At 37.4% G+C, this 16538-nt stretch carries 10 protein-coding genes, 2 rRNA genes and 3 pseudogenes; 7 read left to right on the top strand and 8 right to left on the bottom strand.

Annotation, left to right across the window (positions count from 1 at the left end; translation table 11 throughout):
• Nucleotides 1-53 precede the first annotated feature (53 nt).
• The 5 genes and pseudogenes from CS889_RS05280 to CS889_RS05260 form a co-directional block, all read right to left on the bottom strand.
• Complete coding sequence (locus CS889_RS05280) at nt 54-959, bottom strand: hypothetical protein (protein ID WP_089087053.1); 906 nt, start codon at nt 957-959, stop codon at nt 54-56.
• Between the two features lie 71 nt (nt 960-1030).
• A pseudogene (locus CS889_RS08660) lies at nt 1031-2943 on the bottom strand (hypothetical protein).
• A gap of 44 nt (nt 2944-2987) precedes the next feature.
• Nucleotides 2988-4240 (bottom strand): annotated as a pseudogene (locus CS889_RS05270) (DHH family phosphoesterase).
• Between the two features lie 45 nt (nt 4241-4285).
• A pseudogene (locus CS889_RS05265) lies at nt 4286-6018 on the bottom strand (DUF262 domain-containing protein).
• Nucleotides 5963-6577 carry a hypothetical protein gene (locus tag CS889_RS05260; protein WP_099169093.1) on the bottom strand — a complete coding sequence of 205 codons (615 nt, stop codon included), beginning with the start codon at nt 6575-6577 and terminating at the stop codon, nt 5963-5965. Before CS889_RS05260 ends, CS889_RS05265 begins: the two are co-directional and overlap by 56 nt.
• A 716-nt stretch (nt 6578-7293) precedes the next feature.
• Between CS889_RS05260 and CS889_RS05255 the strand changes: the two genes are divergently transcribed.
• The 7 genes from CS889_RS05255 to CS889_RS05225 all read left to right on the top strand — a co-directional run bounded on the left by CS889_RS05255 (nt 7294) and on the right by CS889_RS05225 (nt 14142).
• Nucleotides 7294-10182 (top strand): 23S ribosomal RNA (locus tag CS889_RS05255).
• Between the two features lie 237 nt (nt 10183-10419).
• Nucleotides 10420-10537 (top strand): 5S ribosomal RNA (gene rrf, locus CS889_RS05250).
• 259 nt (nt 10538-10796) lie between these two features.
• Nucleotides 10797-11015, top strand: coding sequence for a type II toxin-antitoxin system HicB family antitoxin (locus CS889_RS05245; RefSeq protein ID WP_000906664.1), 219 nt, complete (start codon nt 10797-10799; stop codon nt 11013-11015).
• Nucleotides 11008-11202, top strand: a complete 195-nt coding sequence (locus CS889_RS05240; RefSeq protein WP_001114660.1) for a type II toxin-antitoxin system HicA family toxin — start codon at nt 11008-11010, stop codon at nt 11200-11202. The genes CS889_RS05245 and CS889_RS05240 overlap by 8 nt, the downstream gene beginning before the upstream one ends.
• Nucleotides 11199-11831 carry an IS607 family transposase gene (locus tag CS889_RS05235; RefSeq protein ID WP_089086659.1) on the top strand — a complete coding sequence of 211 codons (633 nt, stop codon included), beginning with the start codon at nt 11199-11201 and terminating at the stop codon, nt 11829-11831. The genes CS889_RS05240 and CS889_RS05235 overlap by 4 nt, the downstream gene beginning before the upstream one ends.
• Complete coding sequence (locus CS889_RS05230) at nt 11818-13047, top strand: RNA-guided endonuclease InsQ/TnpB family protein (protein WP_024117745.1); 1230 nt, start codon at nt 11818-11820, stop codon at nt 13045-13047. Before CS889_RS05235 ends, CS889_RS05230 begins: the two co-directional genes overlap by 14 nt.
• Before the next feature lie 36 nt (nt 13048-13083).
• Nucleotides 13084-14142, top strand: coding sequence for a tyrosine-type recombinase/integrase (locus CS889_RS05225; RefSeq protein ID WP_089087050.1), 1059 nt, complete (start codon nt 13084-13086; stop codon nt 14140-14142).
• 80 nt (nt 14143-14222) lie between these two features.
• Here CS889_RS05225 and CS889_RS05220 read toward each other — a convergent pair whose 3' ends face one another.
• The 3 genes from CS889_RS05220 to CS889_RS05210 all read right to left on the bottom strand — a co-directional run bounded on the left by CS889_RS05220 (nt 14223) and on the right by CS889_RS05210 (nt 16521).
• Nucleotides 14223-14906, bottom strand: a complete 684-nt coding sequence (locus CS889_RS05220; protein ID WP_089087049.1) for a CAAX protease — start codon at nt 14904-14906, stop codon at nt 14223-14225.
• 72 nt (nt 14907-14978) lie between these two features.
• On the bottom strand, nt 14979-16241 hold the full coding sequence (locus CS889_RS05215) for a type IV secretion system protein (RefSeq protein WP_089087048.1): 1263 nt from the start codon (nt 16239-16241) through the stop codon (nt 14979-14981).
• A gap of 1 nt (nt 16242) precedes the next feature.
• Nucleotides 16243-16521 (bottom strand): hypothetical protein, encoded by a 279-nt coding sequence (locus CS889_RS05210; protein ID WP_000477200.1) that lies wholly within the window; start codon nt 16519-16521, stop codon nt 16243-16245.
• Between the last annotated feature and the right edge of the window lie 17 nt (nt 16522-16538).

Genomic DNA, 16538 nt, shown 5'->3' with positions numbered 1-16538 from the left:
TAAAAGAATAAAAGAGAGATTAAAAAAGGAGAGCCACCCCACAGGGGGGGAGTTTATTCCCCCTCTTTAAAGGTGGTGTTTTCAGCCTCGCTCTCGTTTTCATCAGCTAAAATCTCATCAATCTCATCTCTAGTCGCTAAACCGAGATTTAATTCAATGTCTTTTAGCAAATTTTCGGTAAGACCCGCACAGCTTAAGCCATACTTATTGATACCGCCATCGCATAAGAGTTGTGCTACAAAATACGCCTCTTTTTGATTTTTAGGTAACATTACCGCCCATAGTTTAGTAAGATTTAAAATTTCCTCTTGTCCTTGAGCGTAAGCCCCTAGAATATCACAGAATAACCTTAAATCGGTATTGTCCATATGGTCAAAAGTTTCAAGCCAACACTCATCAACATTGCGATTTTCAAGCATTTTAGCCCACTCGTGGTCGTTATGGTGCTTTAATTGAGAAGCAAACGATAACGCCCACATAATCACTAAAGAAGCGTGAAAACCATTACCACGATACACTAAAGGTGTCATAAGTTGTCCTAACCTACCTTTACGCTCTGACAATACAGAGCCCTCCGCAATTGCCATAAAGTTAGTCTTAACATCACCGAAATCAAACATCAACTTAAACCTGTCCTCTTTTTCTTTAGGCTCTTTAGGAGTAGTAGTCCTGTCCTTAACACTCGGTCCGCTAGTTACCACTTTAACGTCTTTTAGCAAATCCTCTCCGCTTTTTTCATTTTCAGCGTGAAGTCTCATATGCTCGGTCAATGGAACTTTATTGAACCACTTTAAGAACTTGTCGCTATTGAAAACATAAGAGGCTTCGTTGCCTTTTTCGCTCCTTAAGGTTACACGATTGAACCCAACGCTAATGACTTTAGCCTCCACCACTTTGTTATTGATTGTGGCTTTGACTGACGCCCTTACTTTTAATTTATTTTCGTTTTGAAAACCCATAAAATACTTCTTGATAAAAAATTTGTTTTAAATTCCGCTATAATTGTCTGTCCAATGTTTTTCAATGTTTTTTATCTTTTTGGCATGGCTTGTTCCTCCTTGTTGTGGGGTGAATTTTGCTTAAAATTTTCATGTCTATCGCCCTTTCTTAAGATCGTTTTGAAGGCGGTAAGCGCCATTAAAAATGGCATCGGTCAATATTTCTTCAATTTGCGATAATTCCGCATTTTTTAGTGCTTCTCTAGGCGTTTCAATGATCAGTTTAGCTTGCGATAATCGCACCCACTCTAACGCTTGCTCTCTAGATTTAAAACTCTCCAATTCCCCAATATGGTTGAGAAACTGCTCGCTCATGGGTCTATCCATGTCAATCACAAGATTAAAGGTAACATAAAGCGACTGAACGCTCAAAGAATCCCCAACAATAAAGGTAAAATCAAGCGTGTCATCAAGCGTGTTATGCTGGATATTGTCTATTAACGCATAGTTAAGCTCTAATTTTTCTACTTGCTTTATCGCTATTACGATGTCTTTAGAAAGAGAAGCGCTAATCGTTTCTAATTGTTTTAACAAATCTTTAGGCGGGATAAAACCACGCTCTGCATCAGCGTCTATCACGCTTAAAATCGTTCTTTTATCCACTATCTTATCACGCTTTAAATCGTTAGCGATTTTGTTGATTTGAAGGTTTTGTTTATAGCTTTGTTTTGACGCTCTCTCTTTTTCTCGCCATTCAATGACTTCCCTCTCTTCTTGTTCTATGTCTGCAACATCAAAGATTCTAGGAAAACCATAACGATTTTTTTTCGCTCTGATAAAACTTTTAACGCTATCTTCAAGATGCTTGCGAAAATCATCAAAACCATCGCTAGATTGTGGCAGATAAAACGCTTTTATTTGAGTTTTAACGATTTCATTAAACTCTATACCATTGTTTTTATCAGGGTGTTTTGAAAAGAATGCGGCTAGCTTGTTTTTAAGAGCGTTGAGAGATTGTTCTAATTGATTGGGTGTTGAAAATTTGATGTCTGAGAATCTGTCTTGTGTTTTGTTAAAGTCCTTACCCGGTGAAGCGTTGATCAATTCTATCTATAGGGTATTTGCTCTCACAATAACAGATCGCTTGTTGGTTAAATATTTGCGCTAACACCAATAAATAGTCCCTTAAATTAAATATGATAGTAGGCTCATTAGCGAACACCAAAAAGCTCGTTTCTTCATTGGGTAAAAAAGGATCTTGCGGGCTGTCTTTTAAAGAGTTAAGCGTTTGAACAAACCCTATAAAATCACGCTTACTCTCTAAATACGATTGCAGCTTTTTCGCTCTTTCTGTATTTTGCTTGGGGGTGTATCGGTATTTATTGACAAATTCCTTACTGGATATAAAGTCTTTCACGCTCGCCTTAGCGTTATTCTTTAAAAATCTGTCCATAAAATGCTTCCCCAATAAAAAACACAACCTCCTATAAAGGTAATTATTGCCTTTAAAGAAGTCCTTAATCCAAATGGGTTTATCCCAATCCACTTTAACAGATTTGTCCTGCCAATAGAGTAAGCGCGTTTTTAACTGAGCCAATTTATCAGCGTCAGATTGAATGCAACCGCTTTTAGCTGCCCCTATCAGTAATTTTTGCTCATTATGATTGAAATCTCTGTAAAAAGCGTCTTTAAAGGGTTTAAAGGCTGAGATGATCCCAAAAAGTAGTCCGCTTTTGATTTTCTCACACACCTTTTTAAGATCACAACTTCCAATCGTTTCGCTCCCAATAGCAGAAGCTTTTGTGTTAGAAACTTTAATGGCGCTGTTTTTAGTTTTAGAGACTTTCTCTCTCCCAATGATTTCCTTAACGAATTGCCTCGCTCTATTTTGAGCCACTTCACTAGCCACAAAATCCTTTTCAAAATCTTGTAACAAATAGTAGTATCTGGTTGGCTTCCCACTCTCATCATTCAATAACAATAAAAAATCATAATCCAACAACATGTCAAGTCCTCTTTTTTAACATTCAGCCTTAGCGTTATTTGACTTTATAAGGCTTGTAAGCTTTTGATTACTTTTTTAAAATCCTCTTTTACAAAGCTCAACCCAAAAGCTTCCTCATGCCCGCCAGCTTGTATTAAGGGAATGGTTTTAATCTGGCTTAAAAAAGTCCCACCACCCCTAGCGCTACCGCTATACCCATCTTTATTATCTTTATAGATACAAAGGGAATGATTGAAAGGGTATTTTTTTAAAAAGTTATTAGCCACTAAACCGCTGACACCCACTTTAATAGAACAGCTTTCATCTAAAATAGCCACTAATATTTTGTTACAAGAAAAAATTTGAGCGTTTTCTTCGCTTTCTTTCACCATTTTCTTTTTAATGTCGTTGTATCTTTTGAATTCCTTAACGTTAAAGACGCTTAAGCGCGGATCGCTTATGGGGTTGAAATGCTTTAAAACCAGATAGTGCAAATAGCTATCATAACAACCCTTAAACTCTCTAGCCCCACTCAAACGGCTTAAAGCGTTGATGCAATTGATGCAATTAAAGCCGTATAAGTTAGAAATTTCATCTAAATCGTCTTGGGCTAAAGAAAGGTCTTTATCTTTGAAAAAGCATTCAATGCGGTCATGTTTAGGTTGTGCTAAATTCAAAACCATATCCAAATTATCCCCATTATCCAAATCAATGCGATCGCTTAAAAGCGTGATAGCGATCAATTCTTCTTCTAAAGGAGTGGTTTGCGTTTGAAAGATTTGACTAAACACTAAAGCGCTTGTGAAAGCCCCGCTATAATAGTTAGCGTCTTTTTCATCATTCAGGTTAATGTAGGCGATTTTATTTTTATCAATCCAATCAACTTCAAAACTCTTATGGTGGTCTGTGATGATGCATTGTTCAAAACGCTCTAATAAGATTTCTTGCAATTTGGTGTTAGCGGCCAAATCCGCCCCAAGTCAGTGCTAAACAATAGGGGGTTTTTTTGAAATTGGTTTTTAATGTAATCTAGGCGGACTAATTGATTGGTTTTAGGGTTAAAGATACAAGGTTGAGACAATAAATCGTTTAGGGCTAAATCAGTGAAACCATAACCATGCGCATTCCTTAAAGGGCTAAAGAAAAAGAAATCTTTAATACCCAATCTGTAACACATAGACATTAAAACGCTGCCAGCCAACATGCCATCACAATCATTATCTGTATAGAAAATAATGGGGTGGTGTTGTTTGGCTTCTTCTAAGAAGTTTTTAAAAATCCTTTTCTTTGCTATCTTTAATGCTTCTTTTTTAGGCATTGATTATCCCTTTGTTGTTTTCTAGCCCTTATGGGTAATTTTCAATCATTCTAGATCAAAATCATCTTCATATTTCTCTTCTTGCCCTTCTATGTGTAAAATAGGCGTGATAATTTCATACAAAAAGTCGTATCGCTTTTGGAGAGACTTCTCGTCCCACTTCCTATAGTCGCTATACAATTCTTTAGTGATGTCATAGCAGCTAATCACTTTGCTTGGGTCTTTGCCACCATAAATTTTTCTTTTTTCATCAAAATCCCCATTTAAAGCTTTTGCGTTCTTTTTACGCTTTAAAAGGGTTAAATTTGCGATATGATTCACCCATTTTTCTCTTTTTTCTTTATCAAAATCCGCGTTCCATTGACTGCCTCTTTTGGGCGTTTGGGGTAAAATATGCTCCACTTGGGTTTCGGCATCCATAGCGATAAAATGGGGTTTCTCTTCGTCTGTCATAAAATAATTAGCTAGGGCTAAGACAGGGCGTAACCATTTGCTAGGATAAACAGAAGAACTCTCCCATAAGTTATAGTGGTATTGGTTAAAGGTGTTATAAGATTCTATGTTGTCCAGTATAAGCTCTTGAATGGTTTCAATGCCTTTATTGCTTTTAACATTTTTGATAATGTTGACACTCGTTTGCTTGATGCGCATGATCGTGCCTCCTGCAATCCAAGTTTGATAATAATAAGACACCAAAAGCTTTTTCAAAGCTCAAAATCAGGGTATTTGACATAAAGGGCTGTCGTTAAGATACTGGCCCAAAATCTGGAGGGAAGGTATCTTAATAAGTAAATGTATCGATCTGGTTTTTTTAACAAATCGGTATAAGATTTCATAAAAGCGCTCACATCATAAATGAACTCGCAAGCGTCTTTTTTGCTGTCTTTGAACACCTTTTTTAATCCCTTATCGGCTCTCTTTTTAGAAGAACTAGGATCAGCGTATTCTAAATACATGTTAAAAAAGTCTTCCAAAACAATATCTATGCCTTCAATGCTCTTGCAAGCTTCAACCAATTTGTCCCAAGTGGTTATAAAATCCTTACGCTTTTCACTATCTTGCTTGATTTCTTGCATCAAACTGGATTTTAAAATATCAATAGGGCTTAAGGGTTGGCCTCTGTCGTTTAACACTTGAAAGATTTGCATCGCGCTGTCTTGCTCAAAACAAATGATCCTAGTCAAAGCAATGTGTTCATAAAACCACTCGACAAAATCATCCATATCGCTTATTGAACCATTTTCCATGCTCTCATTCAATAGCTCTCTAAAATAATAAGCGTTACGCAAATAAGTGTTTTCATCAAACTTCTTATTCCACTCGCTCTTTTTAATGTTGTCTTCAAACTCTAAATCGTTTAACACCGTGTTTTCAAAAATGCTATTGTAATTTTGAGCGGTTAAAAACTTCAGACGCTCTTTTTCTTTATCGTATTTATCATAAATACTCCCTTCAATAAAATCTTTAGATTTTTGCCCTAACCTGTGTTTATAAAGCCTTAAAATCGTGCAAGCCAAGATAATAAAACTTGTTAGCCTCTGTTGGCCGTCCACAACATCCCATCTTTTATCTTTTGGATTTTCAGCGATCACAATAGAGCCGCAAAAATAATCATCTTCTCTGTTGTTGGTATAGCTGCCCACTAAATCATCAATCAAAGCCCCTAAATGATCCTTATCCCACACATAAGGGCGTTGGTAATCGGGAACTTGGTAAAAATATTCAGCATCCACTAAAATTTGATAGAGTTTTTTTAACTCCACGTCTACTTTTGCCATCATCTTCTCCTTGTATTGAATTTAACTCTGTAAGCCCCACTGATGATTGAAAAATGGGGCTTATGAAATCAAATGGTTGAAAAATGTTGCGTAGGGGAATGCAAGGGGGAATAAAAGAGGGAATAATAAAAAGTAGGGGATTTTTAAATAGGTTTTTGTAAAAGGATAAAAAGTTATAAAAGTATGGTAGCGTTGCTTGATTGCTTGATTGCTTGATTGCTTGATTGCTTGATTGCTTGAATGATTGAATGATAGAATGATAGAATGATAGAATGATAGAATGATAGAATGATAGAATGATAGAATGATAGAATGATAGAATGATAGAATGATAGAATGATAGAATGATAGAATGATAGAATGATAGAATGATAGAATGATAGAATGATAGAATGATAGAATGATAGAATGATAGAATGATAGAATGATAGAATGATAGAATGATAGAATGATAGAATGATAGAATGATAGAATGATAGAATGATAGAATGATAGAATGATAGAATGATAGAATGATAGAATGATAGAATGATAGAATGATAGAATGATAGAATGCCATTCCTGCCCCTTTTTTGAAAAAAAGATGACTTGGGGGTGTTCTAGCGGTATTTAATCAATGGTTAATGGTGCGTCTGATTTAATGATGTGTTTGATTTAATGATGTGTTTGATTTAATGATGTGTTTGATTTTTTTAATTTTGATTTTTTAATAAAAATGCGTTCTTGTTTAAATTTAATGATGCGTTTAATCTTAAAGCTTTATTTTAGCTCTATTTTTTAGCCCCCCATTCCAATTAGTTCCCCAATTGTTTCCAATAACTCTTATCCATTCCTTTCAAACTCTAAATTTTCTTCCAAACTCTCAAAACTTTAAGCAAACTTTAAGCATTGCATGTCTATAATTACATTTCGTTTTTAAAGACAAGCTTTAAAAAGTTCTTTAATTCAAACTCAAGCAAGTTGTAAAAGCTAAAAGCTTTAAATATAAAAATATAAAAGCCCACCAGCTGATAAAACTTGAGCGTTAAAAAAGATTAGGGATCAAGCATTGTTAGTCTTCTTTAAGGGTTTAATGCTCAAGAGCGATTATAGCGGGTTTTTGAAGAAAAACGAAGTTATTTGATTTAATATTGTTAATAGCCTATGTAAAAGTAAAGTAAAACTACAATAACTCTGTCTTATATTCATTAAGGCAGTGGTAGCGCTGAAGAATATTCGTGCAATTGTCGTTATTCATTATAAAAGGGCGGGTTTTAAAGGATATTTTAAAATTTAAAACAAGCTTTTAAGAGCAGATGGCGGATGCCTTGCCAAAGAGAGGCGATGAAGGACGTACTAGACTGCGATAAGCTATGCGGAGCTGTCAAGGAGCTTTGATGCGTAGATGTCCGAATGGGGCAACCCAACTAATAGAGATATTAGTTACTCTAATTACAGAGAGCGAACCTAGTGAAGTGAAACATCTCAGTAACTAGAGGAAAAGAAATCAACGAGATTCCCTAAGTAGTGGCGAGCGAACGGGGAAAAGGGCAAACCGAGTGCTTGCATTCGGGGTTGAGGACTGCAACATCCAAGAGAACGCTTTAGCAGAGTTACCTGGAAAGGTAAGCCATAGAAAGTGATAGCCTTGTATGCGACAAGGCGTTCTCAGGTAGCAGTATCCAGAGTAGGCCAGGACACGAGAAATCCAGGTTGAAGCCGGGGAGACCACTCTCCAACCCTAAATACTACTCTTTGAGCGATAGCGAACAAGTACCGTGAGGGAAAGGTGAAAAGAACCGCAGTGAGCGGAGTGAAATAGAACCTGAAACCATCTGCTTACAATCATTCAGAGCCCTATGATTTATCAGGGTGATGGACTGCCTTTTGCATAATGATCCTGCGAGTTGTGGTATCTGGCAAGGTTAAGCGAATGCGAAGCCGTAGCGAAAGCGAGTCTTAATAGGGCGCTTGAGTCAGATGCTGCAGACCCGAAGCTAAGTGATCTATCCATGGCCAAGTTGAAACGCGTGTAATAGCGCGTGGAGGACTGAACTCGTACCCATTGAAACGGGTTGGGATGAGCTGTGGATAGGGGTGAAAGGCCAAACAAACTTAGTGATAGCTGGTTCTCTTCGAAATATATTTAGGTATAGCCTCAAGTGATAATAAAAGGGGGTAGAGCTCTGATTGGGCTAGGGCTGCTCGCCGCGGTACCAAACCCTATCAAACTTCGAATACCTTTTATCGTATCTTGGGAGTCAGGCGGTGGGTGATAAAATCAATCGTCAAAAGGGGAACAACCCAGACTACCAAATAAGGTCCCTAAGTTCTATTCTGAGTGGAAAAAGATGTGTGGCTACTCAAACAACCAGGAGGTTGGCTTAGAAGCAGCCATCCTTTAAAGAAAGCGTAACAGCTCACTGGTCTAGTGGTCATGCGCTGAAAATATAACGGGGCTAAGATAGACACCGAATTTGTAGATTGTGTTTGACACAGTGGTAGAAGAGCGTTCATACCAGCGTTGAAGGTATACCGGTAAGGAGTGCTGGAGCGGTATGAAGTGAGCATGCAGGAATGAGTAACGATAAGATATATGAGAATTGTATCCGCCGTAAATCTAAGGTTTCCTACGCGATGGTCGTCATCGTAGGGTTAGTCGGGTCCTAAGCCGAGTCCGAAAGGGGTAGGTGATGGCAAATTGGTTAATATTCCAATACCGACTTGTGGAGCGTGATGGGGGGACGCATAGGGTTAAGCGAGCTAGCTGATGGAAGCGCTAGTCTAAGGGCGTAGATTGGAGGGAAGGCAAATCCACCTCTGTATTTGAAACCCAAACAGGCTCTTTGAGTCCTTTCAGGACAAAGGGAGAATCGCTGATACCGTCGTGCCAAGAAAAGCCTCTAAGCATATCCATAGTCGTCCGTACCGCAAACCGACACAGGTAGATGAGATGAGTATTCTAAGGCGCGTGAAAGAACTCTGGTTAAGGAACTCTGCAAACTAGCACCGTAAGTTCGCGATAAGGTGTGCCACAGCGATGTGGTCTCAGCAAAGAGTCCCTCCCGACTGTTTACCAAAAACACAGCACTTTGCCAACTCGTAAGAGGAAGTATAAGGTGTGACGCCTGCCCGGTGCTCGAAGGTTAAGAGGATGCGTCAGTCGCAAGATGAAGCGTTGAATTGAAGCCCGAGTAAACGGCGGCCGTAACTATAACGGTCCTAAGGTAGCGAAATTCCTTGTCGGTTAAATACCGACCTGCATGAATGGCGTAACGAGATGGGAGCTGTCTCAACCAGAGATTCAGTGAAATTGTAGTGGAGGTGAAAATTCCTCCTACCCGCGGCAAGACGGAAAGACCCCGTGGACCTTTACTACAACTTAGCACTGCTAATGGGAATATCATGCGCAGGATAGGTGGGAGGCTTTGAAGTAAGGGCTTTGGCTCTTATGGAGCCATCCTTGAGATACCACCCTTGATGTTTCTGTTAGCTAACTGGCCTGTGTTATCCACAGGCAGGACAATGCTTGGTGGGTAGTTTGACTGGGGCGGTCGCCTCCTAAAAAGTAACGGAGGCTTGCAAAGGTTGGCTCATTGCGGTTGGAAATCGCAAGTTGAGTGTAATGGCACAAGCCAGCCTGACTGTAAGACATACAAGTCAAGCAGAGACGAAAGTCGGTCATAGTGATCCGGTGGTTCTGTGTGGAAGGGCCATCGCTCAAAGGATAAAAGGTACCCCGGGGATAACAGGCTGATCTCCCCCAAGAGCTCACATCGACGGGGAGGTTTGGCACCTCGATGTCGGCTCATCGCATCCTGGGGCTGGAGCAGGTCCCAAGGGTATGGCTGTTCGCCATTTAAAGCGGTACGCGAGCTGGGTTCAGAACGTCGTGAGACAGTTCGGTCCCTATCTGCCGTGGGCGTAGGAAAGTTGAGGAGAGCTGTCCCTAGTACGAGAGGACCGGGATGGACGTGTCACTGGTGCACCAGTTGTTCTGCCAAGAGCATCGCTGGGTAGCTACACACGGATGTGATAACTGCTGAAAGCATCTAAGCAGGAAGCCAACTCCAAGATAAACTTTCCCTGAAGCTCGCACAAAGACTATGTGCTTGATAGGGTAGATGTGTGAGCGCAGTAATGCGTTTAGCTGACTACTACTAATAGAGCGTTTGGCTTGTTTTTTGCTTTTTGTATAAGATAACGACAATAGAGCGCGAATGAGTTACCACTGCCTTACTGAGTGTAAGAGAGTTGGAGTTTTATGAAGACTTTTATAGGATTGAACTTTAATGAGGAATGAGATACCATCCATTCTTTTTAAAGTGAAAGGCTATTAACTATCTTCTTTGTTAAAAAACAGCTCCCTATAAAGAGAAAGGGGAGTTAAGGGTAAATGCATTTTATCTTTAGCTCCCTTTTCCTTGTGCCTTTAGAGAAGAGGAACTACCCAGTTAACCATTCCGAACCTGGAAGTCAAGCTCTTCATCGCTGATAATACTGCTCTTTTCAAGAGTGGGAATGTAGGTCGGTGCAGGGATAGGGAAATGTTTTTTCAATCTTGCTTTTTATCTGATTTCATTATTGATTGCTTGTTTTTGTTTAGGGGTTTATTCTTTATTCTTAACCCTACAAGATGATTTTTATTGATTAAAAATAACTAAGGGAGAAAGATGAGTGGTTGTAAAATGAGTAGGGTTAGTAGGGAATTGTTTGATAATATTATTAAACTTTCAATTTAATTTTGTTTAAAATATATTATGTGTATAATCATAAGAAATTCACTCAAAGGTAGTGCCATGCTTATAAACGCTGTCATAGAAAAAGATGAGAATGGGTATTTTGCTTTTGTCCCCTTTCTAAAAGGCTGTGTATCACAAGGGAAAAGTTATGAAGAAGCCCTAAGAAACATTAAAGAAGCCATAGAGCTTTATTTGGGAGATTTAGAAGCCGATGAGTTAGCTTTTCTTTCTAAGAAAAATTCTGTAATAGCACCCATTGAGATAGCTTTTGCCTGAATTGCCACGACTCACAGCTAAAGAAGCAGAGAAGCTATTATTGCAGAATGGATTTGTTTTCTCTAGGCAAAAAGGCAGCCATAGAATTTATGTGAAAGATAAAATCAGGCAGGTTTTGCCTTTTCATTCTGGCGAAATCTTGCACCCTAAAATAGTGAAAGAAATCATGGAAAATATCCTTAAATGAAATCTAAAGAAGTCTTAAAGATCTTAAAAATATCCCGTGTTACTCTTTGGAAGTATGTTAAAAGTGGGAAGATACGAGTTAAACAAGAACCCAATGGTTACTATATATACAACGATTCTGATGTCTATTCTTTAGCAGGAATTGAAGATGGTAGGCTGAATGTAGTTTATGCTAGGGTAAGCACTCAAAAGCAGAAACAAGACTTGCAAAATCAAATAGAAAACTGTATCTCTTTTATAAATGCTAAAGGAATATCTGTAGATAGTATCTATTCTGATATTAAAAGCGGCATGTCTTTGGACAGAAAGGGTTTTATGGATCTTCTTAATGCGGTAATGGCGTTTAAAATTAAGGCGGTTTATATTTCCTATAAAGACCGATTAGCTAGATTGAGCTATGAGTTAGTAGAAAAGCTATTTAGCGATTATGGCACTAAAATCGTTATTATCAATCAGTGTGAATCAATCAGTTTAGAGCAAGAACTGTTTGAGGACATCATGCAAACAATCCATTCTTTTTCTATGAAGATGTATTCTAAGCGCCGCATTGCTAAAAAGTTGCTTTTAGAGAGTAAGGTTAATCCAGCCTTGCTAAAATCTCTTAATGGGGAAACAGATGACCTTGACTGAACGCCATATTATTAGACCCACGCACCCCATTTTTAAACGCATTAAGGACTTTTGCCATCTGTCTAAAAACCTTTACAACTACGCTAATTTTATTTTAAGAGAGCATTACTTTGCAGGTTTTAAGTTGCCTACAGCCTACGATTTAATCAATCGCTTTGTCAAAGAAAGCCAAAGAGATTACAAAGCTTTGCCTGCCCAAAGCGCGCAACAGGTATTAATGCTTTTATCTCAAAATTGGAAAAGCTATTTAAAAGCCCTTAAAGCTTACAAACTCAAGCCTTCTAGCTTTCTAGCGCGTCCAAAAATCCCTAAATTCAAACCAAAAGATGGCGTATCTATAGGGGTTTTAACAAACCAGCAAACTAGCTTTACGAAAGGACGCATGACAAAAATTAAATTCCCAAAAAAAGCTAATTTAAAAAGACTTATCACTAAAATAAACCCTCAAACTTCTAGGCTAAAGCAAGTGCGCTTAATCCCTAAAACCACTTGTTTTATCGTGGAAGTTGTCTATGAGCAAACCACGCACAAACTCCCACAAACTCATGGCATTGGCATTATGGGTATTGATCTAGGCTTGAACAACTTCGTAACTGCAATAGATAATCAAAGTAGTCCTTTTATTATCAAAGGCGGAGGGGTGAAGTCTGTCAATCAGTGGTTTAACAAACTCAAAGCCCATTATCAAGCCAAAGCCAAGACTTCAAATAAGCGCTTTTGGACAAAACGCTTAGGCAAATTAGCTCTATGGAGGGAGTGTAAAGTCAATGATTTTATGCACAAGGCGAGCGCCTATGTGGTGGGGCATTGCTTAAAAAAGGGCATTTCTACAATTGTCATCGGTAAAAATGATGGCTGGAAACAAGAGCTAAAGCTAGGTAAGAGAACCAATCAGAACTTTACTAATATCCCTTATGAATCCTTTATTGAAAAACTAGCCTACAAGTGTGCTTTGGTTGGGATAACTTTGCATACAACAGAAGAGAGATTTACGAGCAAGTGCGACCACTTGGCTAACGAACCCATGCAGCACCACGAGCAATATTTAGGTAAAAGAGTTAAACGAGGGCTATTTAAATCTAGCATAGGCAAATCCCTAAACGCCGATATTAACGGTGCAATTGGCATTTTAAGAAAAGTATTCCCTGATGCAGTGAAAACTCTAAGGGATAGCGGAGTAGTGTTTACTCCAGTAAAAATCTCGTTGGCGTTTTAAACACGATGGGAAAATTTACAAAAAATAACTTTTTAAATACTTTTAATAAGATTAAAGAGTTTTTTAGACATTAAGTCATTTTTGCACTATAAGCTTAAAACAATGATACGTATTCAAAGCGTGAATGATTTGGAATTGATCTTAAAATGGCAAGATAGAGTTTTAGAGTGCCAAAGTTTTATCGCATTGAAAGAGCTCAATCACAAACTTTATAATCAAGGCGTTAGGCATACGATTATGATGCAAGGCTTGTTTTTGTTCTTTGAATATTTTGATAATAGGATTAAGCTCAAGTCCTTGCACAATCTAGCAGAAGAACAAGTTATAGACTTCTTATTTGGATTAGCCAAAAACAGGAAGCCAAGCTCTATGGCTAAATATGTGATGGTTTTAAGACAATTCTTTGATTATTTAGACAGAAAAAGAAACTATAGCTTTGAATTTGAACTTAAAAATCTATCGTTTGCCAAGAAAGAAACGCATTTGCCTAAACATTTGAATAAAAATGATTTTAAGGCTTTTGTCCAAGCTCTTCTAAAATACCATCCCAAAACCAGTTTTGAAAAACGCAATCAGTGTATTTTACTGCTTATTGCATTAGGGGGGTTAAGGAAGTTTGAAGCCTTAGATTTGGAGCTAAAAAACATTGCTTTAGAAAATAACCACTACCGCCTTTTAATCAAAGGAAAAAACAACAAAGAGAGATACGCTTATATTGAAAAAGAGTTTTTGCAAATTCCTTTGAATGCATGGCTAAGCGATACTAAACGATTAAGGAGCTTTAAGGGGCGTTTTGTGTTTAAGAAAGCAAAAAATAACACCACACAAAAAACTTGCTCTTTAAAGGGTTTTATCGCTAAAATTTTTAAGCTCTCTAATATTGATGTAAAATCTTATGGATTAGGTTTGCATCTTTTTAGGCATAGTTTTGCCACTTTTATTTATGATGAAACACAGGATTTGGTTTTAACTTCAAGAGCGTTAGGGCATAGTTCTTTGCTTTCTACTAAAATCTATATCCATACCACTCAAGAACACAATAAAAAAGTGGCTCTTGTGTTAGGGGGGTTATTAAGAAATGAAAAAAGCGAGTAGGTTTTTAAAAAATTTGATTTATTTTGATTTTTGAGTTATAATGTGCTTACATTCAATGGGCTAACCGAAGCCCACCTTTTTCACAAACTGCTTAAATTTTCCAAGTCTTTATTCCCAATGCTTTTAATTAAATCATCTAAAAACAAGACGATTTTACTTGGTTCTACACTGATATTCATAGGCATTTTTGCCCTATCATTGTCTTTTAACCCAATGAAATAAGTCGTAATGCGTGGGCGATTGTTTGGTTGGATTTTGAGTAAGTTTTCCCAATGATACGCGCGATTTCTAATCGTCCATAGCAAGTTTAAAGCAATATGAACCTTTGAGGCACTAGATAATGGATTTTTTTTATTGTTGATAAATAATGCATTTTTATTATTGGGGTAATAGGATTTGAAATTGATGCGCTTTAAATCTAATATTACCCCCTCTAATTTATAGCAAAAAATAAGCTTAATCACTGCCCCTAAAGACATTTTAGATAAAATCAAAGAATGCGTGATTTCTTTTTTCTTTTCGTTTTGCTCGTTAATTAAATTTGTTAAAGAATCTTCACTAAATACCCAATCACTCCCTTTGATTTGGGTTAAACAATAATCTAAAGCGTTGCGTAAATAAATTTCTAAGTTAGAGATTTTAGGCGTGATAAAAGCAATGAGTTTTAAATTTTCTTTATATTGCTCTAGGCTGTCATAAGTATCTAATCTGTCTTTGGATAGAATGAGCGTAATATCATTCTTGAAATGTTGTAAATCTTGCATAATTTCTCTTAAGGTTTTTTGAAAAATTATCACTAAAAATAATTTTCAAAAATTGCCCTAAAATGGCCTTTATCATTTGCTAACTCTATGAGACTTGGGAAGTTCAATCGTCTCCACGCCCACTCTAACACCAGGATGTCCTGGCATGTCTCTCATGTTAGCCGTGGTGCTGTTTGTCGTAGATTTTGCGTCTTTATAAGCTTCTAGCGTTCTGCCAAACGCTGAACGACCCGCACTCTTAAGACTTCCAGCTATGGCTCCAGCTCCAGCACTAGCTATTTGCACGCCCTGATATACAAAACTTTTAGCATCCGTTAGACCACCTTGTGTGCCAAAGATAGCGTTAATCATTTCGGGGACTTTTTGAATGAATGTCAGTGAAATTCCTATTACTACAATAATGCCAAATTTAGACACTATTTCATTGCTTCCTCCCACTTTGATTGCGTATTGTAATGCAAAAGAGTTGAATAACACTAATAGCAACAATAAAGGCATGTAAAAAGTCAATGAAATAATCTTTTTCACATAAGACACTAAAAAACCTCTAGTCTGCTGAAAAAAACCTAGCGGTAACATAAAAATAACTAAAGACAAGTAAATAATTTTTTCTAAATAAGTCATAAAAACATAACAGAAAACTTTGAACAATAAAAACAATTCTAATCCTAAAATAACTAATAACAAAACAGCTGCAATAAGGGTTTTTAGCGATAGTCCATTATTAATTTTGAACTCTTCATATAGTTTATTCAATTTCATTAAAATTTGTCTGACATGGAATGAAATATTAGCGTTAGTGATACTGTGGTGTGCGTCTATATTCTTGTGTTCTCTTGCACTATTTGTTTGATATTCCTTAACCACATTAGAAATCCCAGCATTTAGCAAGTTAGCAGGCGTGTCAAAAATTTCTGTTACATGATTTTGAAAGGCAAAACTAGAGCGACCATTACCGCTACTAGAACCATCAGATTTGAAGGCGTAATGATACAAAGAAAGGTATCCCACAAATACAAAAAGCATTAAAAAGGTTTTGATTTCAAATAAATCATTGTTTTGATAGCGTTTAAAGGAATACAAAAGGATCAAAAGCACTCCTAAGACCATACCAAAAGGTTGGACAACATTGGCTAAAGGCTCGCCAATTCCCTTCAAGATCTTGTTAGAAAACGAAATAAAAAACCCAAGAATCTCGCCGTAAAGCCCATCTGCTTGCGCAACTAAAGAATCTTGCTTATTGGAATACAAGTAAGCACCCACTCCTATGACAGCTAAAGCACCAAGCACTAAAGGGTTAGAAAGAAAGGGCAGAGCAAGTAGTGGAGCGGCCATGTTATTTAATCTCTAACATCCTTCTATTTCTTTCACCAGCAGCTATTCTCATAGCAGCCGAGCAATCCACTTTATCGCCTCCTTTTTCAAAGCATTCGCTATCCTTTTTCAAGGCTTCTTCTACATGGTTTTTATAATATTCTTCCCTTTCTTTCACTTGTGATAGATAATGATCATGTTGCAAATCTTCTATTTTGTATTTTATGACATCCCAAAAAACCACCACTAAAACCCCTAAAATCCCTAACAAAATCCATGAATTTAATCTGCTTTTAAACATGCAAAATCCTTTTCAAA

It is taken from the genome of Helicobacter pylori, from assembly GCF_900120335.1.
GTDB lineage: Bacteria > Campylobacterota > Campylobacteria > Campylobacterales > Helicobacteraceae > Helicobacter > Helicobacter pylori_BU.
Note: the sequence above shows the minus strand (reverse complement) of the source record. Positions and strands in the feature narration are given on the sequence as shown.

Coding starts and splice junctions, on each gene's coding strand:
- CS889_RS05210 (WP_000477200.1), bottom strand. CDS start 16,521: ATGTTTAAAAGCAGATTAAATTCATGGATTTTGTTAGGGATTTTAGGG.
- CS889_RS05220 (WP_089087049.1), bottom strand. CDS start 14,906: ATGCAAGATTTACAACATTTCAAGAATGATATTACGCTCATTCTATCC.
- CS889_RS05235 (WP_089086659.1), top strand. CDS start 11,199: ATGAAATCTAAAGAAGTCTTAAAGATCTTAAAAATATCCCGTGTTACT.
- CS889_RS05230 (WP_024117745.1), top strand. CDS start 11,818: ATGACCTTGACTGAACGCCATATTATTAGACCCACGCACCCCATTTTT.
- CS889_RS05215 (WP_089087048.1), bottom strand. CDS start 16,241: ATGGCCGCTCCACTACTTGCTCTGCCCTTTCTTTCTAACCCTTTAGTG.
- CS889_RS05260 (WP_099169093.1), bottom strand. CDS start 6,577: ATGGCATTCTATCATTCTATCATTCTATCATTCTATCATTCTATCATT.
- CS889_RS05280 (WP_089087053.1), bottom strand. CDS start 959: ATGGGTTTTCAAAACGAAAATAAATTAAAAGTAAGGGCGTCAGTCAAA.
- CS889_RS05245 (WP_000906664.1), top strand. CDS start 10,797: ATGCTTATAAACGCTGTCATAGAAAAAGATGAGAATGGGTATTTTGCT.